The sequence below is a fragment of the Streptomyces sp. NPDC096311 genome (genome assembly GCF_044763085.1).
Lineage (GTDB): Bacteria > Actinomycetota > Actinomycetes > Streptomycetales > Streptomycetaceae > Streptomyces.
This window is the reverse complement of the sequence record NZ_JBIWFN010000023.1, coordinates 1-21334: the sequence shown is the minus strand read 5'-3', so window position 1 is coordinate 21334 and position 21334 is coordinate 1. Positions and strand designations below refer to the sequence as shown.

Below are 21334 nucleotides of genomic sequence, written 5' to 3'. Positions count from 1 at the left end.
GCACCCTGGTTCGTGCACGAAGGAAGAGAGAACGTATGGACCTCACGGAACCGCAGCGCGCTGTCCGCGACGCCGTACTCGCCGAACTGGAAGGATCATTCGGCGGTGAGCTGATCACCGAGGACTCGACGGGATACGACCAGGCACGCACGCTCTGGAACGCGGTGATCGACAAGCGCCCGGCCCTCATCGCGCGCTGTACGAACACCGAGGACGTGGTCGCCGTCGTGAACGCGGCCCGAGTTCACGACGCACTGCTGTCGGTGCGGGGCGGGGGTCACGGCGTCGTCGGCAAGGCCCTGGCCGACGACGGCGTCACACTCGACCTCGGCCTCATGAACGGGGTCACCGTCGACACCGAGCGCAAGCTCGTCCACGTCCAGGGCGGATGCCGACTCGGCGATGTCGACGCGGCGACCTCCGAGCACGGGCTCGCGGTGCCGGCCGGCATCGTCGCCGACACCGGTGTCGGTGGCCTGACGCTCGGCGGCGGCGCCGGCTGGCTCTCCCGCAAGTACGGCCTGACCAGCGACAACGTGGTCTCATTCGAGGCGGTCACCGCATCGGGCGACGTGCTGGAGGTCTCGGCGACCGAGCACCCGGACCTGATCTGGGCCCTGCACGGCGGCGGAGGCAACTTCGGCGTCGTGACCCGCTTCACCTTCCGCGCCTACGCCTTCGGACCCGACGTCCGCTTCGGCGCCGCCCTGTACACGGCCGACACGGCTGCTGTCGCGCTGCGGGCGTACGCCGACATCTACCCCACGCTGCCCTACGAGGTCGGCTGGCACGTGACGATGAAGCAAAGCATGCCGCCGCTGCCCTTCGTGCCCGACGAACTCGTGGGCAAGCGGCTGGTGATGATCTTCTGTCTGTGGGCTGCTGACGTCGACGACGCCGAGGGCACCGAGACGATCAAGCGTCTCGTCGGGACGGGAGACCCCGTCGTCAACACGGTGGCCGCGATCCCCTTCGGCCTCGGTCTGCAGCGCTTCCTCGACGCCGAGTACTCGGACGGCCTGCGCAACTACACCAACGAGGCCCATCTGACCGAGCTGTCCGACGACGTGATCGAGGCCCTCCTCGACTTCTGGGAGGTCGAACTGGCCGGCCCCGAGTCGTCGATCGGCGGTGAGCCGACGATCTACGGTCTCGGCGGTGCCGTACAGGACGTACCCGAGGCCGCGACCGCGTTCTCCCACAGTGAGAGCGTCTGGTGGGTCAACTACGCCTGCCACTGGAAGGACGCCCGGGACGACGAGCGGAACATGGCGGCGATCCGTTCCTCCTGCCGTGACCTCACCCCGTGGCTCGGCGCCGGCATCTACGTGAACATGCTCAACGTCGACGAACTCGACCGTGTCGTCGAGGCCTACGGAGGCCCTGAGACGTACGCTCGGCTGGGCGTCGTGAAGGCCAAGTACGACCCGGGCAACCTCTTCCGGGTCAACCACAACATCGTTCCCAGCACAGCCTGACGTGCAGCCGAGTCCAGCAGGAGCAGGACCGTGACCGAGGACAGACTGCAGTGGCTCGTGGATCGCACCGAGATCTCCGAGACCATCACCCGTTACTTCAACGCGCTCGACCTGCGCGACTGGCAGGCGATGCGTGCCACCCTGGACGAGACACTCGACCTCGACTTCTCCGAGTTGTTCGGGGACCCGCGGGCGGTGCTTGACTCGGACGCCTTCATCGAGTTCGCCCAGCCGCTCATGGGCGGCTTCCGCGCCACCCAGCACCTCAGCCCCAACCACGTGATCACGATCGACGGCGACAGCGCCGAGGCCACGGCGTACATGTACGCGTGGCACGCGGTCGAGGCGCCTTCAGGAGTGGAGAACACGTACACGCTGCGCGGCTCGTACGACATCTCGATGCGTCGCACGCGGAATGGCTGGCGGATGAGCCGGCTGCGCATGCACGTCTGGGACGAGGCGGGCAACAAGGACGTCTTCCGCCTCTCCCGTGAGCGCTACGACGCCCTGCATGCGGCGCCGAGCTGACCTGATCTGTCAGGCTGCCGCAGCCTGCGTGGGAGTGTCACCCCCACCCCGCGTCTGCGCGAGGCCCTCGGCGAGGTCCTCCGCAAGCACCCGCTTGGCGATCGAGTCGAGGGCTCCGCGCAGTTCCGGGGTGGCGGGGCGGCCCTGGTCGCGTTCGAGCTGGTCGGCGAGCCAGTTCTCCCAGCCCTGTGCGATGGCGTGAGCCTGTTCGTCGCCCTGTGCGGTGAGCGAGTAGAAGTCGTCTTCGCGGCTGAGATCGCCAGCCCGGATCGCATCGTCGAAGGTCGGCCGCAGGATCTCTTCGGGCACGTGATGACGGGAGGCGATCCGGCTGAGCTTGGCATAGCCCAGCAGCCTCGTCCACAGCGCGACCTGCATGACGGTCCAGGCGCGCCCCGGGTCGAGCCCTGAGCCGGACAGGGCGAGGGCGTCCGCGAACGGCATGGCGCTTGACTTCCGCAGCAGGGCGGAGATCTGCCGGTCCAGGGGGATGCGGACTCCGTCGACGGGCGCGCCGAACGCACCGTCGAGGTCGGTGGAGGCCATCCGGGCACTGTCGCGCAGGGTGACCTGGCGCAGGAAGAGCGCCACGACGAACCCGAGCAGGGCCACGGGCACGGTCCACAGGAAGATCCTGCTCATGGAGTGCGCGTAGGCGTCGATGACGGGAATGGCGGCGGCGTCCGGGAGTCGGTGCAAGGGCGTGCGGGGACTGGGCCGCACGCGCGATCTGCTCGGCAGGTGCCGCGCCGGTCGTGGCCGCCTGCCGGATGCCGTGCGCGAGGTCAGACCTGAGGGAGTTGGCGTAGATGGTGCCAAAGACCGCCGTGCCGAAGGAACTGCCGAGCGTGCGCATGAAGGTCACGCCGGACGTGGCGGTGCCGAGGTCCTTATAGTCGACGGTGTTCTGCACGACGATCGTCAGGATCTGCATGCTCAGGCCGAGACCGGCGCCGAGGACCAGCATGAACAGCGACTCCAGCCAGGTGGAGGTCGACCGGTCCATCAGCGACAGCAGATAGAGCCCCAGCGCTGTCACGAGGGTGCCCACGATGGGGAACACGCGGTACCGGCCGGTCTTGCCCACGACGTTGCCGCTGTACAGCGACGTCGTCATGAGGCCGACCACCATCGGCAGTGTGCGGACACCGGAGAAGGTCGCGTCGGCACCGTCCACGTACTGGAGAAACGACGGCAGGTACGTCATCGCGCCCAGCATCGCGAAGCCCACGATGAAGGACAGGACGGCGCAGACCGCGAAGACGGAGTTCTTGAACAGGCGCATCGGAAGCATGGGTTCCGGGGCCTTGATCTCCACCAGGCAGAACAGCACCAGCGCCAGCAGGCCGCCCGCGAACAGGCCGATGATCACGGGGGAGGACCACGCGTACTCGCTGCCGCCCCAGCTGGTCGCCAGGATCAGGGCGCTCGCGCCGATCGCCACGAAGGCGATGCCCAGGTAGTCGACGATCGGCTTCACGACCGCCTTCACCTGCGGGATGTTCCTCATCGTCAGGATGACGACGACGAAGGCGACCGGGACGTTGACGTAGAAGCACCAGCGCCAGGAGACGTGGTCGGTGAAGAACCCGCCGAGCAGCGGGCCGAGGACCGTGGAAGCAGCGAACACGGCGCCCATCGCACCCTGGTACTTGCCGCGTTCGCGCAGCGGGATGACGTCCGCGATCAGAGCCGTGGCGGTAACCATCAGGCCACCCGCGCCGATTCCCTGCACCGCTCGGGAGGCGATGAGCATCGTCATCCCGTTGGCAAGGCCGCAGAAGAACGAGCCCGTGATGAACACGATCGTCGACACGGCGAAGACGGTCTTACGGCCGTACATGTCACCGAACTTGCCGACGAGCACGGTCGAGACCGTCTGCGCGAGGAGATACGAGGTCACCACCCAGGACATGTGCGTGCCGCCGCCCAGGTCCGCGACGATCGTCGGCAGTGCCGTGCCGACGATCGTCTGGTCCAGGGAGGCCAGCAGCATGCCCGCGGCGATGGTGACGAAGATGACGGTGCGTTCGCGGGGGCTCAGAAGCGGGGGCGCGGACGGGTCCGGGTCCGGGTGTGTCGCTGTCCGAGGCGAGGTGGCTGGTGCAGTCATGGGAACCGTCTCGGTAGAAGGTGCCACCGGTACGAGGAGACTATAGATGGTCGGCCTATGAAGGCTGGACGTCCGAGCGGCAGAACTGGGCGAATCCAGTTCATTGTGGCCGATGGGCCCTCGTTTGTCAGGACAACCCAAGGTTAAATTTGTCGACCAAGGAAAGCAGGGGTCGGGAGGAGTTCCCGCAACCCCGACCCCTGCTGAGGTGCCCTATTCCGTTCGGTCGGGCACCGGTACCGGACCAGGCGGAGTAACCCCACTCGAGACCTGGACCGGAGTCCGTGAACCGGCGAGGGCGAGTGTGCGTACGTTTGGGCAAGAAAATCAACAGCTGTCTACTTTCTCTGGCGGCGCCGCCCGGGTCACGGAGAACGTCGCTTGTAGCATCGAAGAAAGCGAGGAGAGGGGAGGCGGAGCGTGGTCGCCGCCGACGGGACGGAAGGAGCGACGCAGTCGAGGCCCTCTGGTCGCGGACAGCCGAGGAAGCAGTCATCTGCCGGTGACGCGCAGGCATTGCGCAAGGGTGAGCGCACCCGGCAGCGCATTCTGGACGCTGCGCGCCGGAAGTTCGCCGAGGTCGGGTATGAGCGGGCCACCATCCGGGCCATCGCGGCCGAGGCCGAAGTCGACAAGTCGTCGGTGATCCAGTACTTCGGCAGCAAGGATGCCCTGTTCCGTGAGTCGGTTCGCTGGCACATTCCCATCGCCGAGATCACCACCGAGGATCCCGGCGAGACGGTCGAGAACTACCTTCGCGGCATGCTCGACGCCTGGGCGGCCGACCCGCACACCCCCATGGCCGTGCTGCTACGGGCCAGCATGACCAGCGAGGATGCGGCTGAGCTGCTACGGCAGCACATCACCGCGGAGTCCGTGGAAGCGATGGCCGCCACGGTTACGGCCGGTGACGCACGTCTGCGTGCCGCGCTGGTCAGCGCGATGCTGATGGGGATCGCCAGCCAGCGCTACCTGCTGCGTTTGCCGGACCTCGCCGCAGCGGACATCGAGGACGTCCTGCGTCTCGCCGTGCCTGTGTTCCGTGACCTGATCGCGCCCGAGGAGCCCTCCGGGCGGTCGATGCAGGCCGAGGGCTGATCACCTGGCCGCATAGCCCTTCTTTCGCGCGCCCCGGTGGGCCCGCCGTCTCTGCGTATTGCAGGCGGCTCGCCACCGGGGCGTTTTCGTGTGTTCAGCGACCGGCGGATCCTCCGCGCACCCTACCTCGGAGCATTTTCTCAACGCTTGTATATTTTTCTCGACGGTGCACGGCACGCAGCCCTGACCCTGGAGCCCCCTTGCCCAGCAACAGCCCAGCCTCAGCCACCAACCAGCGATCCCCGCTGTCAGGCGGGGCATCGCCCGGCCGCCACCTCGGACTGGCTCTCCTCGTCATCGCGACCGCCCAGCTGATGGTCGTCCTCGACGCCACCATCACCAACATCGCACTGCCGAGCATCCAGACCGACCTCGACGTCTCGGCCTCCAACCTGGCCTGGGTCGTCAACGCCTACGCGCTGGCCTTCGGCGGCCTGCTGCTCCTGGGAGGTCGCGCCGGCGACCTCTACGGCCGCCGCCGGATGTTCCGAGTCGGCATAGCGACGTTCATCCTGGCTTCGCTGCTGGGCGGGCTGGCGCAGAACGAGGGGCTGCTCATCGGCGCCCGCGTCCTGCAGGGGATCGGCGCGTCGATCGCCGCGCCCTCCGCGCTGTCGCTGATCGCCACCAACTTCCCCGAGGGCAAGCACCGCAACCGGGCCATGGGTGTCTACGCGGCCATGGCGGGACTCGGCTCCACGGTGGGCCTGCTGCTGGGCGGCGTGCTGACCGACTATCTGAACTGGCGCTGGGTGTTCCTCGTGAACATCCCCATCGGCGCCGCCGTGCTCGTCGGCACCAAAGTACTCGCCGAGGGCGAGCGAAACACCGGCCGCCTCGACGTGCCGGGAGCGATCACCGGAACCGGCGGTCTGATCGCCCTGGTCTACGCCATCACCCGCGGCGGCGAAGACGGCTGGACCGACGGCCTCGCCCTCGGCTCATTCGCCGGGGCGCTCGTCCTGCTGCTGCTTTTCATCATCCTTCAGACGCGGACCACACATCCCATGCTCCCCCTGCGCCTGTTCAAGGACCGCAACCGCGCCGGGGCATACGCGAGCATGCTGCTCGTGGGCTCCGGCATGTTCGCCACCTTCTACTTCCTGTCGCTCTACATGCAACGAGCCCTCGACTGCAGCCCGGTCCGGGCCGGTCTCGCCTACCTGCCGTTCAGCGTCGGCATGGGCGCGGCAGCGGGTATCAGTTCGCGGCTCGTGTCCCGTATGGCACCCAGGAAGATCGCCGGTCCCGGCCTGGCGGTGGCGGCCGTGGGCATGTTCTGGTTCTCCACGCTCAAGCCGGACTCCTCATACACGACCCACCTGATGCCCGCCATGTTCGTTACGGCCATCGGCCTCGGCATGACCTTCGTTCCGTTGACCCTGGGCGCGGTGAGCGGAGTGCGCGACCAGGACTCCGGCATCGCCTCGGCCCTGCTGAACACCTCGCAGCAGATCGGCGGTGCGCTGGGGCTGGCGGTGCTCTCCACGATCTCCACGACGGCGGCGAACGACCGGCTTCCGGACGCGGCGGCAACCATGTACCGCGCCCTGGCCATGAAGGACTTCAGGCTGGTGGCCGAGGCGGCCGACGCCCTGACCCACGGCTACACCACGGCGTTCGCCGTCGCCGGGGTGTTCTTCATAGGCGCTCTGCTGATCACGCTGCTCGCCGTCAACGCGGGCAAGCAGGAGCAGGGGGAACAGGCTCCCGCCGCCCACTTGAGCTGACCGCGCTCCCGCGCTGACCAGCCCTTGCGGCAGTAGCGACCACCTCCGAGCCACCGCCGTGACGTTCCGCGCCGCACGGAAACCAACGACCTCAGGGAGGACGACATGCACAAGCCTCGTGTCCTGTCGGCCGTCACGGACATCGACACCCACAAGATAAGGACGCAGTTCTCGGCGCGCGGCTCGCGCTTTGCGGTTGACCTTGATCCCTTCCTCAACATGGACCTGTTCGAGATCACCGGACCGACCTTCGCGCCGCACCCGCACGCCGGTTTCTCCGCGGCCACCTACATGTTCGACGATTCCGTCACCCGGCTGTACAACCGCGACAGCCTCGGCGACAAGGGTCTGATCGAACCCGGCGGCCTGCACTGGACGGTCGCGGCATCCGGGATCGTGCACGACGAGGTGGTCGAGGAGACCGGCCGCCTCGGGCACGGCGTGCAGATCTTCGTACGGCTGCCGGAATCCGCCGAGGAGGCCGACCCGTACGGCATGCACTTCACCCCGAATGACCTGCCCAAGGGCGATCTCGCCGAGGGCGCGACAATTCGGGTCGTGGCGGGTGAAGCGTTCGGAATGCGCTCGCCCGTCCGTGAGGCGGCCGAATCCCACATGTACGACCTGCTGCTGCAGCCCGGCGCGCGCGTCGAGATCCCCGTGGACCCCGACCACCGCGGCTTCGCGATGACGGTCAGGGGCAACGGACGCATCGCCACGCCCACGAGCAGCGGTGAACTCGGCCCGGTCGGCCTGGCGGTGTTCGAGCAGGGCGAAGGGCCCGTGGAGATAGAGGCCGGCGAACAAGGAGCGCAGTTCCTCTTCGGAGCGGGTCGGCCACTGCGAACTCCCGCCTACATGTACGGCGGTTTCTGCATTTCGAGCCAGTCGCGCGTCATCGACGCCGTGGAGCGCTACCAGTCGGGCGCCATGCACGGCCTGCTGACAGCACCGTGACCCATCCCCGGCAGGCCCCGGTATCGGCCTGTGCCCAGCACTCGCAACTCGCACAGCAGTTGAGGAGAATCTGATGCCCAACAAGGTAGTGGTATTCGGCGGCAGCGCCGCGGCGAAGGCGCTGGACGGCGTCGCCGACGTCGTCCTGGTCGAGCCCAGGGAGGCCTTCTTGCACGCCGTGGGCGCCCTGCGCGCGGCGGTGGACCCCGACTTCCTGCCCAGGATCTTCTTCCCGTATGACACGTTGCTCACCCACGGCCGTGTGGTGCGGGACCGCGCGGTGCGGGTGGAACCGGGCCGTGTGGCGCTGGCCTCCGGCGAGGAACTCACCGCCGACTACATAGTGCTGGCCACCGGCTCTGGTTACCCCTTTCCGGCCAAGATCGAGGTGGACGACACCGCGGCGGCCCAGCAGAAGTACTTGGAGGCCCAGGCCGGCCTCCATGCGGCGGAGCACATCCTCCTGCTCGGTGCGGGACCGGTGGGGCTGGAGTTCGCCGGGGAGATTAAGCATGTCTGGCCGGAGAAGAAGGTCGTGATCGTCGACCCCGTGGCTGACATCCTCAGCGAGTACCAGCCGGAGCTGCGCGAAGAGGTCCGTCGTCAGCTCGGGGAACTGGACATCCAGCTCGTCCTCGGCTCCGCGCTGAAGGAGGATCCGCCCACCGAGCCGGGCGAGCGTGGCACCTTCCACGTCAGCACCACCTCGGACGTCGGCATCACCGCAGACATCTGGTTCCGGTGCTTCGGCGTCACCCCTCAGACCGGCTACCTCGCCGGCGCCCTGGTGGACGTACGCCTGCCGAACGGCCAGGTGGCGGTGACCGAGACTCTCCAGGTCAAGGGGCAGGACGCGGTCTTCGCCCTCGGTGACATCACCGACGTCGCCGAGCCCAAGCAGGCCAGCGCCGCGAACCGCCACGTCGAGGTCGTCGCTGGCAACATCAAGGCACTGATCGAGGGCAGGAGGGAACTCGCCGCGTACCAGCCGGGTCCGGCCGCCATCATCCTCCCGCTCGGCCCGACCGGGGGAGCGGCCCAGTTTCCGGGGAGGGGCATCGCAGGGCCTGACGTCACCTCGCAGTTCAAGGGGCAAGACCTGCTGACGGGCCGCCTTGGGCAGTTGTTCGGCGTCGGTGGTGCATGACCATGACCTTCACCCACGAAGAGATCAGCTATTTGCGCTCACAACGGCTGGCCCGCCTCGCCACGGTCTCGGCCGACGACCAGCCGGACGTCGTACCGGTCGGGTTCGAGTACGACGGAACATACCTGTACGTGGGCGGCGTGGACCCCGCGAAGACGCGTAAGTGGCGCAACGTCGAGGCAGGGAAGACCAAGGTGGCCCTGGTCATCGACGACCTGGTCAGCACGGATCCGTGGACACCGCGCTATCTGCGCGTCTACGGCACCGCCGAACTCGTCGAGCGCCGAGGCCGCTTCGGCATGGCGCCGTACATGCGGATCACACCCACCATCTCGTGGAGTTACAACCTGGCGGGCGAGCCGTTCACCCATGACCGAACGGTCAGTGTCCGACGGACCGTCCACGAGAGCGACACCGGGGACGGTGCGTAGTGGGACTGCGGAGCCGAATGGCGGAGGAACTCAAGGCCACCGTGCACGGCGGAGAGCTGAAACTGGAGCGTTACGCGGGACCGCCCGGTGATCCCGGCCTGCTCGGGATCGCCCCGGATAGCCCCGGGTGGCGCGTGCACGGCCACCCGACGGGGATGCTCACCGGCGGGTTCGCGGCGCTCATGCTGCAGTCCCTGCACCCACTGGCGATGGCCGGGGTCGACCAGCACTCCGACTTCCGTACCGACCCCGTCGGCCGCCTCGTCCGCACCGCGCGGTTCATCACCACGACCACCTTCGGCTCGCAGCAGGCGGCGTGGGAGGTGATCGACCTGGTACGGCGGATCCACACCCATGTGCACGGGACCGCACCGGACGGCCGGCCGTACCGTGCGGACGACCCCGAGCTGCTGACCTGGGTGCACACCGCTGAGGTGTACAGCTTCCTGACGGGCTATCAGGCCTACGCGCAGCGCCGCTCCCGGCTCACCCCGGCCGAATGCGACACCTATTACGCGCAGGCCGCCCCCGTCGCCGAGGCGCTGGGCGCGGTCGACGTGCCGCACAGCACACACGAGATCAACCGCTATCTGGCCCGCATGCGCCCTCAACTACAGGTCACCTCGGCCGCGTTGGAGGCCTTGCGATTCCTTCGCGGCTTCGGCCGCACCGGCCGGGAGCGGCTAGTCGCGCGCCTGCTGATGAACGCTGCGGTGGGCCTGCTCCCAGGCTGGGCACGGGCAGAACTCGGCATCTGCCGTCCGGTCCTGGTGCGCGCCGACTGGGACAGGCCGGTGGCCACCGTGATCGGCCGCGGCCTCGAATGGGCGCGCGGCCCGTCCGAGATCCACGCGGCCGCGCGGGCCCGTCTGGCCGCAGTGGCGCCAGGGGCACGCAGCAGGGATTCCGGCAGTCGCCTTTCTCGAGAGGACCAAACGTGACCAACGTGTCGAACGATCCGAAGGCCGTCGTCAACCGGCTGATCGAAGACGTCATCAACGCCCACCGCCCTGACCTCGCCCACGAGGTACTCCACCCGAACCTGCAGATCAAGCGCATGGGCATGCAGGGATCGGTGCAGTACTTCGGCAGCCGCGCGACTGCTTCGCAGGACGGCCTCGGCGGGCACAGCGCACCCCCGGCGGACCCTGTCGAGGGTTTCAAGGCTGTCTACGCCGTTCTGCTGAAAGCGTTCCCCGATCTACGCAACAACGTCGTCGGACCGCAGGTGGTCGCCGACGACCTGGTGATCACACATGTCACCTTCTCCGGCACCCACGAGGGCGAGTTCCTCGGGCTCGCCCCGACACACCGCAAGGTCGAGTTCGACGAGGTCCTGTTCCAGAAGGTCACCGACGGCAAGGTCAGCGAGGTCTGGGCGGTGGGCGACGAACTCGGCTTCCTGCAGCAGCTCGGGGTGCTGGCGAGATCCGAGAACCGACAAGACGCCAGTGCCCGTGTCGTGACACTCACGCAGAAAGGAGACCAGCAGTGAGCAGCAACTCCGCCGCTCTTGGCGGCCCCGCGTTCGATCCGGAGGCGATCCGCCGCAAGTACCAGGAGGAGAGCGAGAAGCGACGGTCGGCGAAGCCGACGGCGGCCCGGCCGGTCGCGGAGAGCAAGGTGCCGTCCGTCGAGGACCCCTTCGTCGAACCGGGATTCGAGCGGGAGCCGCTGCACGACGAGGTCGACGTCGTCGTGGTCGGCGGCGGACACACCGGACTCGTCACGGGCGTGAATCTGCGCAGGGCCGGCGTGCCGCGCGTACGCGTGATCGAGAAGGCCGGCGGCTTCGGCGGCGTCTGGTACTGGAACCGCTACCCCGGCATCCGCTGCGACGTCGACGCCTACTCCTACATGCCGATGCTCGAAGAGGTCGGCACGATGCCCAGCGAGAAGTACGTCCAGGGTGACGAGATCCGTGCGCACGCCCAGGCGCTCGCCGAGAAGTTCGGCCTGGACGAGCCAGCGCTGATGCAGACGCAGGTGACCGGCATGCGCTGGGACGACCACGTCGACCGCTGGATCGTCACGACGGACCGAGGAGACGAGATCCGCGCCCGGTTCGTGTGTCTGGGCAGCGGAACGCTCGACAACCCGAGCATCCCCGACGTGCCCGGCCTCGACGAGTTCGAGGGCCGTGTCTTCCACTCCAGCCGCTGGGACTACGACTACACCGGCGGCAACGAGCGCGGCGGCCTGACCAAGCTCGCGGGCAAGCGAGTGGCGGTCGTGGGCACCGCCGCGTCCGCGATCCAGTTCATCCCCGAGGCGGCCAAGTACGCGGAACAGGTGGTCGTCGTCCAGCGCACCCCGGTGGTCGTTATACCGCGCAACAACGAGGCCACGGATCCCGAGTGGTACCGCAACCAGCCCCCGGGCTGGCAGAAGGAGCGGGTGGAGAACCTCACCACGATCGTGCAGACCCCTCCAGGAAGCAAGCCGCCCGCGAGGGACATCCTCAACGACTCGCTCACCGGCATGTCCAAGATGTCGCGCAACGTGTCCCCGCAGCTCGCCGCCTTGCTGTGGAGGGCGCCGACCCTGCCACGCGGATGCTGATCGGCAACTACGCGGCCATGGAGAAGATCCGGGCCGGCATGGCCTCGGTCGTCAACGACCCGAACACGGCCGAGAAACTCCTGCCGTACTACAACCTCGGCTGCAACCGCCCCCAGTTCAGCGACACCTACCTTCAGGCCTACAACCGGCCCAACGTCACCCTGCTGGACACCGAGGGCCGGGGTATCGAGCGGCTCACCGCGAAGGGGATCGTGGTCGACGGCGTCGAGTACGCGGCCGACTGCGTCGTCTTCGGCACCGGCTTCGCGATCGACGCCTGCCGCTTTCCCGTGGCCGGACGCGACGGCGAGCTGCTGTCCGACAAGTGGGCGGACGGCGTCCGGTCCCTGCACGGCATTCTGACCGCGGGCTTCCCCAACCTGTTCGTGGTCGGCGGCATCCCGCAGGCCACCCATGCGATCAACTTCACACACCAGCTGTACGACCAGACGAGCCACGTCTCGACCATCATCAGGCGCTGCCTCGACCAGAACCTCGCCAGCGTCGACGTCCGCCCCGAGGCGGAGGGCCGCTGGGCGCAGCAGATCAAGGACAAGGCCGCCGCCCTTCCCCGGCCGGACCTCAGCTGCGCGCCCAACAGGCAGACGGAGCTGATCCACTCCGGCTACCCAGGAGGACCCATCGCCTACGCGCAGGCGTGCCGGGAGTGGCTCCAGGGGGGGCGGGTTCGACCGCGACCTCGTCATCGGGCGCCCGACCGGCGCAGCGGAGTGACCACAGCGAACGCAGACGAAGGACCGTACATGGACGCCACAGCCACCATCACCGCACACACCCAGGTGACCACGCTCATCAACGTGTTCACGGTGAAGCCGGAGAACCAGCGGGCCCTGGTCGACCTGCTGGTGAAGACCACCGACGAGGTCATGCGACACCGCGAGGGCTTCATCTCCACCGCCGTACACGCCAGCACCGACGGCACCCGGGTCGCCAACTACGCCCAGTGGGAAACCGAGGCCCACCTGCGCGCCGTGCTGGCCGATCCCGCGGCCCAGCGGCAGCTGGGTGAGGCACAGAAGTTCGCCGAGAGCTTCGAGCCGAACATCTACACCGTGGAATCGGTACATCATCGTTGAGACAAATACATGGTCGGCTCGGAAAGTAGGGCTAGCAATGCAGGAGACCGCAGATAGATAGCACTGAAATGGTTCATGGGCCGACCAAGGAAACTCTTGAGTTTCGCGCCTGAGTCCCTTAGGGTCGATGCCATGGCTGGACCTGAGGCGGCCGAGGGGCCGGACGAAACAAGACGCACCCGGCTCACGCCGGAGCGGGAGAAGGAGATCTACGAGGCCGTCGTCGAGCTGTTGAACGAGGTCGACTACGACACGCTCACCATGGACGACGTCGCCGCCCGGGCGCGGGCGAGCAAGGCCACCTTCTACCGTCAGTGGAAGAGCAAGTCGCGCCTGGTGGCCGCTGCCGTACGGCATTACAAGCACTACGACCTGGCGTCGGTGGACACCGGTTCGCTGCGCGGCGACCTGCGGGAGATCGCGCGGATCGTCGGCGACGCCACGGGCAGGAAGGACACGGCGCCGGTCCGGGCGTTGAGCCGGGCCATGCGGAACAACGCGGAACTGGCCGACGCCGTACGGGAATCCAAGATCAAGCCCGAGACGGAGATGCTGCACCGCGTGATCGAGCGGGCGCTGGAACGCGGTGAGATCGCACCGGGCAACCCCGCACTGGCCTTCGTGGGGCCGCTGATCACCGGGGCGGCGCTCGCCCGGCCCACGTTCGACGGCGTCGAGGCCGACACCGACTACCTCTCCCGCTACATGGACGCCTGCGTCCTGCCGGCACTGCTTCAGCGCTGAAGCAGCCGTATTCCGCACCCCGTATCGAGGTGCGTCAGCTTTCGTCTCCCTGCCGCGCGAGCATGCCCGCGCACGTACGGCACCGGGGCAGGGCGAGCAATTCCCGAAGAGAGCGCGATGAATACCAGAAAACCTCCCATGATGAAGCGGCTCACTGTCGCCGCGGCGATCGCCGCCACTGCAGGCGTCCTCACCACGGCGCCACGCGCGTCCGCGGAGACCCCGGCCGACCATCACAACCAGGTCGTCACCCAGGTGAAGACCGCGGCCGCGTTCGACTTCGCCGCCGGTGATTCGCCCGAGAACATCACCGTCAACCCGGACGGCTCGCTGACCCTGTCGATGCTGGGCATCTCGGCGGGCAAGGCGCCGGAACTGGTGCGGATCTCCGAGCCCGGGCAGCGCACGGTGCTCGTCACGGGGCACGCGGGTGACGCGATCACCGGGAACACGCGCGACCACGACGGCACCGTGTACTACAACGTCCTGTCCAGCGACGCCTCCCGTTCCGGTGTGTGGAAGCTCGCACCCGGCGGCATTCCCGAGCGCGTCGCGGCCCTGCCCGTGGGCACCTTCCCCAACGGCCTGGCCATCGACCCGTCCGGGCACACCCTTTACGTGGCGGACAGCTACAAGGGCACCGTGTGGTCCGCTCCGGCCTCCGGCGGACCGGCGACCGCGTGGCTGACCGGCGCCGCCCTGGCGCCCGACACCTCCTCGGCCCGGCCGCTCGGCGCGAACGGGCTCCGTTTCCACAACGGCGCGCTGTGGGTCTCCAACCTCAGCAAGGGCACGCTGCTGCGCGTTCCGGTGAACGCCGACGGCACCGCCGGACGGATCCATGTCGTGACCACCGGTGTCGTGGGGATCGACGACTTCAACTTCCTGAACAGGCGTTCTGACGTGGTGTTCGCCGCGCTGCACGCCTCGAACCAGATTGCCGTCGTCTATCCGGACGGCGCCAAAAGGATCGTTCTGACCAAGGCGGACGGTATCGCCGCACCCACCGCCACCGCGGTGCGCGGCAACCGCCTGTACATCACGGACAGCGGCATGGACGAGGCGCCGCACGACCCGAAGCTGCAGGAGGGGAAGATCGACTTCCGCGCCCTGTTCGGTGACGCGGCTTCCTGACCGCAGTCACCCCGGCCGCCGCACGCCGTCGCTTTCAGCCAGTGCGGCGGCCGGGACTTTCCGCTGCCCACATCGCAGAACGACCCTTCCCAAAAGGAGTGCACCATGACATCCGTACCGACCGATGCCGAACTTGCGAAGTCGCTGGACGGCCACTTCGAGAGCCGGCACGCCGAGGTGAACGGCATCGACCTGCATTACGTCATCGGCGGCCAGGGGGACCCGCTTCTCCTGCTCGGCGGATGGCCGCAGACCTGGTGGCAGTTCCACAAGATCATGCCGGCGCTCGCCCAGCAGCACCAGGTGATCGCCGTCGACCTGCGCGGGATGGGCTCCTCCGGCAAGCCCGAATCCGGCTACGACAAGAAGACGATGGCCACCGACATCCTCGCCCTGGCACGCCATCTCGGACACGAGCAGGTGGATATCGCCGGCCACGACATCGGCGCCATCGTCGCCTACAGCTTCGCCGCCAACCACCCCGAAGCCGCACGCCGCATCGCGCTGCTCGACGTGCTGCATCCGACGGAGAGCTGGTTCCAGTTCAGCGTGCTGCCCCGGCCCGGGCAGTTCGTCCCGTGGTGGTTCGCGTTCAACCAAGTCCGCGGACTGCCCGAACAGTTGCTCGAAGGGCGTTCGCGCTACCTGGTCGACGCGATGCTGGACCTCCTGACGGCCGACCCGGCGGCCATCAGCGACTTCGATCGCGCCGTCTACGCGCAGGCGTACTCCACGCCGGAGGCGATCAGGGCCGGAAACGGCTGGTACCAGGCGTTCCCCCAGGACATCGAGGACGAGAAGGGCTATGGCTCGCTGACCCCGCCGATCCTGGCTCTGACCAGCGCACAGACCTACGAGCCCGCGCGGGCCATGTTGTCCCGTACGGCGCTGGACGCCCAGGTCGTCAAGGTTGACGGGTCCGGGCACTTTCTCGCCGAGGAGCAGCCCGAAGCCGTCGTCCAGCACCTCACCAGCTTCTTCGGAAATTGACGTTCAGCATGGGCGATGTGGGCGTGGAGTCGGCGGAAGCGGACGAGAAAGAGCGCCATGCCACCTGGCTGGAGCTGTTCTTCGACCTGATCGCTGTCGCAGGTGTCTCCCAGCTCGCGCATCTGCTGCACGGCGAGCCGCGAGCAGGGGACTTCGCGTACTACGCGGTGCTTTTCTGCGCGTTCTGGATGACGTGGACGTGCTTCACCCTGTACGGCAACGTCGCCGCCGACGGCACCCGCACCCGCATCCTGCTGGCCGGTATGTTCGGCATGGCGGTGATGGCCGCTGCGGTGCAGGGCGTGCGCGAAGGCCGGCACATGCAGGCCTTCGCCGTGGTGTACGTCCTGATGCGGATCCTGGGCAGTCGTGTCTGGCAGGCGCGCGGCCAGGTGCTGCTGGACTGGCCGACGGCCCAGTTCACCCTGGGCGTCGTCCCCTGGACCATCTCCATCTGGGCCGACGCGCCCGCCCGGTTCTGGCTCTAGGCGGCCGGCATCGCCCTGGACCTGTGGGCCACCTTCGGCATGAACGGCCGGCGCTTTCTGGAGCGGGTACAGCAGCGGGCTGCCGAAAAGCAGGGGAGAGCGCGGGGCCGTAGCGGCGCCGGAGAACGGGATCGGCGCCGTTCCGGCAGGCCGCTGCGGCTCACCGCGGCCTACTCCGACCCCGCGCATCTGGGCGAACGCCTGGGCCTGTTCGTCCTCATCGTGCTCGGCGAGGGCGTCGCCCAGCTGGTCGCGGCCTCGGCCGGGACCGAGTGGGACCGGGAGCTGTACGGACTGGCCCTCGGCTCCTTTCTGCTGCTCGTCCTGATGTGGTCGCTCTCCCTTCAGTACGGCTACGGCGGCGTACCCGGTCTGGTGCCGCGTGCCCTTCGCACGCAGACCGCGCTGCACCTCCTCACCACTGGTGCCTTGGCCGGCGTCGCGGCGGGACTGGGCGCCGCGGTCGAGCACCGTCATGACGAACTGCCGCCGAGCGTCCGTTGGCTGCTGTGCGCCGGCTTCGCCGTGTACGTGCTCATCGGCGCCGGCGTCTCCATGGCCGCGCACGCGACCAACTGGACCAGCGCCCTCCGCTCCACCGTTCCTGCCCTCGTGCTGCCCCTCTTCATCGGCGTGTTCGGGAACGAGCTGCCGTCGGTCTGGGCCGTATGGTTGCTCATTCCGTCCGTGGCGTGGCCTCAGGGATGGCACACTCGGCAGGCGAACGGGAGCCTCACGGACGCTTGAGACATCCAGGGCCTGAACTTGGATGCCGGATGCCAGGTGTCGTGGTCGCAATCCGGTGAGTGGCGCGACGAGAGGGTGATGGCCTTACGGGCCATGTTCCGGGTGCGCGCAGCCGGCAGCAGGCCGACACATCTCAGCCTGCCGTACCGCTCAGCAGCGGTCCGGCAGCGGGCGCACGGTGATCTCCCGGTATCCGGGGGCGGCCTTGTTCAGCAGCGCGGGCAGCCTGCGGACCGGCACGTCCAGGAAGGGCTCCAGGCGCCGGGCCAACTGCGCCGCGTCCCCTGCCAGTCCGTGCCGCGACAGGACAGCGGCTGTGCGCCCCCAGAGGACGGGGGCCTTCTTACGCCGATTCCGAACTCACGGCGGAGGATTTGCGGCGGGCGAGCGTCGAGTCGTTCACGGCGATACTGGACAGTCTGCGCTCGGACGGCACCACGAGCGTCCTGACGGCCATCGCCGAGTCACTCGGTACCCGGCGCGCCCGGCAGGCCGTTCCGCTGGACAGCCGGCTGCGCGCCGTCCGCCTCGACTTCACCGTGCTGTGGGACCACCTGGCGGACCCGGCCCCCGGGGTGGACCCGGCACTGCTGGTGCGGGGCGCCAGACGGGTGTGGACCACGGTGGACGAGTTCGCGGCGCGCGTGCAGGAGCACTACCTCGCCGAGCAGCTGGCCATCGAGCAGGCCGACGCCGACCTTCAACGGCAGTACCTCTCCCAGCTGTTCGGCACCCGGAGACCGACCGAGGCCGCCCTCGAACGCATCGCCGGGGCGCTTCGCGTCTCCACGTCGGACAACTTCTGCGTGGCCGCCGTCTCCCGGGACGACGGAGTGGTCGTACGACGGCGGATCCGCGGCGCCGCACGGCCCGGCGGCCCCTTCTTCGACTACGACATGGGCCATCACACCCTGTTCCTGTGGGCCACGGCGGATCCCGCCCTGGGCAGGCTCCCTCAAGGAGTGAAGGACCTCTTCGCCGGTATGGCGGTCGCGGTCGCGCCGGTGGCCAGAGGACTGGCGCGCGTCCGCGATGCGGCCAAGGCCGCCAGAGAGATCATGATCGACCTGCCGATGGACAGCTCGGGCGTCGCCACGCTGTCCGACCGCTGGCGCTCGGTCACCCGGCATCTCCTGGCCGGAGTCGGCTGCGACCTCGGGCAGATCGTCTTCCCGTACCTGGAGAAGTGCACGGAGCTGGAACGCCGGAAGATCCTCGAAACCGTCAGTACATACCTGGACACGGGAAGCCTCGCCGACACGGCTCGGGTGCTGAACGTCCACCGCAACACCGTGCTGAACCGGCTCAACGCGTTCGAGAAGTACACCGGCCTCGACGTGCAGCGGCCCTACGACGCCGCCGCCGTGATCATCGCCCTGGAATGGCAGGGCGCCCGACCCTGAACAGGCTGTTACGGGGCGGGCTCGATGCCGTCCCAGGCGGCGGCGATCCGCAGGTAGGGGGCAGCCTCGCCCGCACGGCCCTGCCGTTCCAGAGTGCGGCCCAGCAACAGGTGCGCGTAGGCGTCGGCCGGGTCGCGCTCGATGAGCGTGCGAAGCGTGGCCTCGGCACGCTTGAGCTGCGCCGAGTGGTAGTAGGCACGGGCGAGTAGCAGCCGGGCCGCGTTGTCCGTGGGGAAGTCCTGGACGAGTCGGTCGAGGATCCGCGCTGCGCCCGTGTAGTCCTTCGAGGAGAACAGGAACTTGGCGCGAGTCCACAGAGCGTCCGGAGCGTCGAGGATGTCGTGGTTCGGGTTCGGGTTCGAATTCATGTCGTGTCCCATGCGTGCTCGGGGCCGGTCAGTCACAGGGTTCGTCGGCGCAGGCCGGACAGGTGGCGTTGCCCACGTGTTGGGTCAGGTTGCGTTCGAGTCGTTCCAGTACGACGAGCATCTCGGCCTGTGCCGCCTCGCCGAGGCCGTCGGTGAGCCGGTGCTCCAGATCGCTGCGGATGCACTCGACCTTCCCGCGCAGCGCCAGGCTGGCAGCCGTCGGCTCGACGATGACGGACCGCTTGTCGGTGTCGGAGGGAACCCGTCGCACCAACCCGGCCCGCTCCAGTCGCTGTACCGTCCGGGTCGTCGTCGCCGCGTCCGAGCCGGTGAGCTCGCCGAGGTCCACCAGACGCAGGCTGCCGCGCTCCCACAGCGTCCGCATCACCGGCTCCTGGCTCGGGTGCAGCCCCACCTCCCGCATCAGCTGGCCGGCGAGCACGCGATACAGCCGGCCCATCCGGAAGATCGCATGGCTGACCGGCCCGTGGTGCGCGGCCGACGGGACGTCCCCGGCGTCGCTCCCTGAGGGTGTCTTCATGCGTTGCGGACCTCCAAGCCGGCGCTTTCGGAGTTCCGTCCGGAAAGCGCCGCGGCGCCCCCGGGCCGTAGGCCGATGGGCGCCGCGGTGTGCCAGTCGTGATGACCGGCCGGGTGTCAGTCGAGGGTGGGGTAGTCGGTGTAGCCGGTGTGATCGCCGCCGAAGGAGGTGGCGCGGTCGGGGGTGTTGAAGGGGCCGCCGACGGCGAGGCGCTTGGGCAGGTCGGGGTTGGCGAGGAAGAGGCCGCCGTAGGCGAGGAGGTCGGCGGTGCCGTCCTCGATCAGGTCCAGCTCCTTGTGACCGGTGGGCTCCTGGCCGGTGAAGGGGTTCAGGATGAACGTGGTCGGCCAGGCCTTGCGCGCCTGCGTGGTGAAGTCGCGGTAGCCGGGAGCTTCCATCTGGTGCAGATAGGCCAGGTTCAGCGGGGCCAGTCCGTCCACCAGGGCGGTGTAGGTCGCCTCGACGTCGGCACGGTCGCTCTCGTCGATGTCGTTGAACGGGTTGCCCGGCGACATGCGGAAGCCGGTCCTGTCCGCGCCGATCGCGTCGGCGACGGCCTTGGCGGTCTCGACGGCGAACCGGGCGCGGGCCTCGGGTGAACCGCCCCAGCGGTCGGTGCGGGTGTTGGAGTTGGGGGCGAGGAACTGGTGGATGAGGTAGCCGTTGGCACCGTGCAGTTCCACGCCGTCGAAGCCGGCCTCGATCGCGTTGCGCGACGCGGACACGTAGTCGGCGATCGTTGCCTCGACCTCGGCGTCGGTCAGCTCCTGGGGAACCTCGAAGTCCTTGAGGCCGTCGTGCGTGTAGATCTGGCCCTTGGCCTGGACGGCGGAGGGGCCGACCGGCTGCACGCCGGTCCAGCTGGAGTGCCCGACCCGGCCGGTGTGCATGATCTGCAGGAAAATGACACCGCTCTTGGCGTGGACCGCGTCGGTCACCTTCTTCCACGCCGCGACCTGCTCGGCGGAGTGGATGCCGGGGGTGTCGGGGTAGCCCTGGCCGATCGGCGACGGCTGGGTTCCCTCCGTGACGATCAGGCCCGCGCTCGCCCGCTGCGCGTAGTACTCCGCCATCAGGTCGGTCGCCGACTCCCCGGGACCGTACGCACGGCTGCGCGTCATCGGGGCCATCACTATGCGGTTGGACAGGCGGGTGCCGCCGAGGTCGTAGGACTGGAAGGCCGTCGACATGATCATCATCCTTGCTGAACGAAAGAGACGGGCCGCATGGGGGCGGCCCCTTTCCGGCAGGGCGCTGGTTTGGTGCACTGCGCCGTGCCGAGCGGTTAACTGTCCGAACAAGTAAACCCCATGGATCCATTCCCTTGCACATGTGACCCCGGTCACGTCGGGCATGTGAGCCCGGAATGTACTGGCTGTTGGGCCGTTACGGCGGGTTGCGCTGCAGAGGGTTTGATTAAGTGCCCGAGCTGTGGTGCCTCCTGCGCGACGGTCGCCTCCGGTTCACCGACCTGCGGCGCCGGCTGCCCCAGGTGGGCGCGAAATTGCTGGCCCAGCGCCTCCGTCAGCTCGAACGCCACGGGTTCATGACCCGTACGTCATACGGGAGGTGCCGTCGTGGGTCGAGTGCGAGACCCGGGCCTGGCCGTGTCGCCGGGTCCCGTGTTCGCCGCGTTCGGGGAGTGGTCCGGGCGGCATATCACCGAGGTCGAGGCGGCCCTCGCCGCCTGTACGGGCCCGTTGGTCTCAAGGTGGAAGGACCGCCATCCGAGCGGTGTACATTTGTCGGCCAATGAAGCGTGATCGGTACGACTTCCC

Annotated in this window: 21 protein-coding genes and 1 pseudogene; 18 read left to right on the top strand and 4 right to left on the bottom strand. The window is 68.4% G+C overall.

Features of this window, described 5'->3' with window-relative positions; genetic code table 11:
• Positions 1 to 35: 35 nt before the first annotated feature.
• On the top strand, positions 36 to 1478 hold the full coding sequence (locus ACIRA5_RS42305) for an FAD-binding oxidoreductase (RefSeq protein ID WP_403700497.1): 1443 nt from the start codon (positions 36 to 38) through the stop codon (positions 1476 to 1478).
• A 30-nt stretch (positions 1479 to 1508) separates the two neighbouring features.
• A complete protein-coding gene (locus tag ACIRA5_RS42300) occupies positions 1509 to 2006 on the top strand; it encodes a nuclear transport factor 2 family protein (RefSeq protein ID WP_403700494.1) in 498 nt (165 codons plus the stop codon).
• A gap of 9 nt (positions 2007 to 2015) precedes the next feature.
• Here the strand turns inward: ACIRA5_RS42300 and ACIRA5_RS42295 are convergent.
• Positions 2016 to 4119: pseudogene (locus ACIRA5_RS42295) on the bottom strand (MDR family MFS transporter).
• Between the two features lie 420 nt (positions 4120 to 4539).
• Here ACIRA5_RS42295 and ACIRA5_RS42290 point away from each other — a divergent pair.
• The 15 genes from ACIRA5_RS42290 (at position 4540) to ACIRA5_RS42220 (ending at position 18647) form a co-directional block, all read left to right on the top strand.
• Positions 4540 to 5217: a TetR/AcrR family transcriptional regulator gene (locus tag ACIRA5_RS42290; protein ID WP_403700491.1), complete on the top strand. Its 678-nt coding sequence runs from the start codon at positions 4540 to 4542 to the stop codon at positions 5215 to 5217.
• Between the two features lie 200 nt (positions 5218 to 5417).
• Positions 5418 to 6947, top strand: coding sequence for an MFS transporter (locus ACIRA5_RS42285; protein ID WP_403700489.1), 1530 nt, complete (start codon positions 5418 to 5420; stop codon positions 6945 to 6947).
• Positions 6948 to 7052: 105 nt separating this feature from the next.
• The gene (locus ACIRA5_RS42280; protein WP_403700486.1) at positions 7053 to 7904 is read left to right on the top strand and encodes a pirin family protein; all 852 of its coding nucleotides are present in this window, start codon (positions 7053 to 7055) and stop codon (positions 7902 to 7904) included.
• Between the two features lie 73 nt (positions 7905 to 7977).
• Positions 7978 to 9051, top strand: a complete 1074-nt coding sequence (locus ACIRA5_RS42275) for an FAD-dependent oxidoreductase (protein ID WP_403700483.1) — start codon at positions 7978 to 7980, stop codon at positions 9049 to 9051.
• A 2-nt stretch (positions 9052 to 9053) separates the two neighbouring features.
• Positions 9054 to 9482, top strand: coding sequence for a PPOX class F420-dependent oxidoreductase (locus tag ACIRA5_RS42270; protein ID WP_403700480.1), 429 nt, complete (start codon positions 9054 to 9056; stop codon positions 9480 to 9482).
• A gap of 17 nt (positions 9483 to 9499) precedes the next feature.
• The gene (locus ACIRA5_RS42265) at positions 9500 to 10423 is read left to right on the top strand and encodes an oxygenase MpaB family protein (protein ID WP_403700478.1); all 924 of its coding nucleotides are present in this window, start codon (positions 9500 to 9502) and stop codon (positions 10421 to 10423) included.
• Entirely contained in the window at positions 10420 to 10977 is a 558-nt protein-coding gene (locus ACIRA5_RS42260; RefSeq protein ID WP_403700476.1) for an ester cyclase, read from the top strand. The genes ACIRA5_RS42265 and ACIRA5_RS42260 overlap by 4 nt, the downstream gene beginning before the upstream one ends.
• Positions 10974 to 12044 carry a flavin-containing monooxygenase gene (locus ACIRA5_RS42255; RefSeq protein ID WP_403700474.1) on the top strand — a complete coding sequence of 357 codons (1071 nt, stop codon included), beginning with the start codon at positions 10974 to 10976 and terminating at the stop codon, positions 12042 to 12044. Before ACIRA5_RS42260 ends, ACIRA5_RS42255 begins: the two co-directional genes overlap by 4 nt.
• Positions 12038 to 13141 (top strand): antibiotic biosynthesis monooxygenase, encoded by a 1104-nt coding sequence (locus ACIRA5_RS42250; protein WP_403700471.1) that lies wholly within the window; start codon positions 12038 to 12040, stop codon positions 13139 to 13141. The genes ACIRA5_RS42255 and ACIRA5_RS42250 overlap by 7 nt, the downstream gene beginning before the upstream one ends.
• 132 nt (positions 13142 to 13273) lie before the next feature.
• Positions 13274 to 13885, top strand: coding sequence for a TetR/AcrR family transcriptional regulator (locus tag ACIRA5_RS42245; protein ID WP_403700468.1), 612 nt, complete (start codon positions 13274 to 13276; stop codon positions 13883 to 13885).
• A gap of 138 nt (positions 13886 to 14023) precedes the next feature.
• Positions 14024 to 15019 (top strand): SMP-30/gluconolactonase/LRE family protein, encoded by a 996-nt coding sequence (locus tag ACIRA5_RS42240; protein WP_403700465.1) that lies wholly within the window; start codon positions 14024 to 14026, stop codon positions 15017 to 15019.
• A gap of 105 nt (positions 15020 to 15124) precedes the next feature.
• Entirely contained in the window at positions 15125 to 16009 is an 885-nt protein-coding gene (locus ACIRA5_RS42235) for an alpha/beta fold hydrolase (RefSeq protein ID WP_403700463.1), read from the top strand.
• A gap of 8 nt (positions 16010 to 16017) precedes the next feature.
• Positions 16018 to 16497, top strand: a complete 480-nt coding sequence (locus ACIRA5_RS42230) for a low temperature requirement protein A (RefSeq protein ID WP_403700460.1) — start codon at positions 16018 to 16020, stop codon at positions 16495 to 16497.
• Between the two features lie 39 nt (positions 16498 to 16536).
• Positions 16537 to 17244, top strand: a complete 708-nt coding sequence (locus ACIRA5_RS42225) for a low temperature requirement protein A (protein WP_403700457.1) — start codon at positions 16537 to 16539, stop codon at positions 17242 to 17244.
• Between the two features lie 374 nt (positions 17245 to 17618).
• On the top strand, positions 17619 to 18647 hold the full coding sequence (locus ACIRA5_RS42220) for a PucR family transcriptional regulator (protein ID WP_403700455.1): 1029 nt from the start codon (positions 17619 to 17621) through the stop codon (positions 18645 to 18647).
• A gap of 8 nt (positions 18648 to 18655) precedes the next feature.
• On the opposite strand, the gene ACIRA5_RS42215 is transcribed toward ACIRA5_RS42220, so the two are convergent.
• From ACIRA5_RS42215 to ACIRA5_RS42205, 3 genes are all read right to left on the bottom strand, one after another.
• On the bottom strand, positions 18656 to 19015 hold the full coding sequence (locus tag ACIRA5_RS42215; RefSeq protein WP_403700453.1) for a tetratricopeptide repeat protein: 360 nt from the start codon (positions 19013 to 19015) through the stop codon (positions 18656 to 18658).
• Positions 19016 to 19043: 28 nt separating this feature from the next.
• A complete protein-coding gene (locus ACIRA5_RS42210; protein ID WP_403700450.1) occupies positions 19044 to 19556 on the bottom strand; it encodes a MarR family winged helix-turn-helix transcriptional regulator in 513 nt (170 codons plus the stop codon).
• A gap of 116 nt (positions 19557 to 19672) precedes the next feature.
• The gene (locus tag ACIRA5_RS42205; protein ID WP_403700447.1) at positions 19673 to 20746 is read right to left on the bottom strand and encodes an alkene reductase; all 1074 of its coding nucleotides are present in this window, start codon (positions 20744 to 20746) and stop codon (positions 19673 to 19675) included.
• Positions 20747 to 20976: 230 nt separating this feature from the next.
• Between ACIRA5_RS42205 and ACIRA5_RS42200 the strand changes: the two genes are divergently transcribed.
• Complete coding sequence (locus tag ACIRA5_RS42200; RefSeq protein WP_403700444.1) at positions 20977 to 21312, top strand: winged helix-turn-helix transcriptional regulator; 336 nt, start codon at positions 20977 to 20979, stop codon at positions 21310 to 21312.
• The last annotated feature ends 22 nt before the right edge of the window (positions 21313 to 21334 follow it).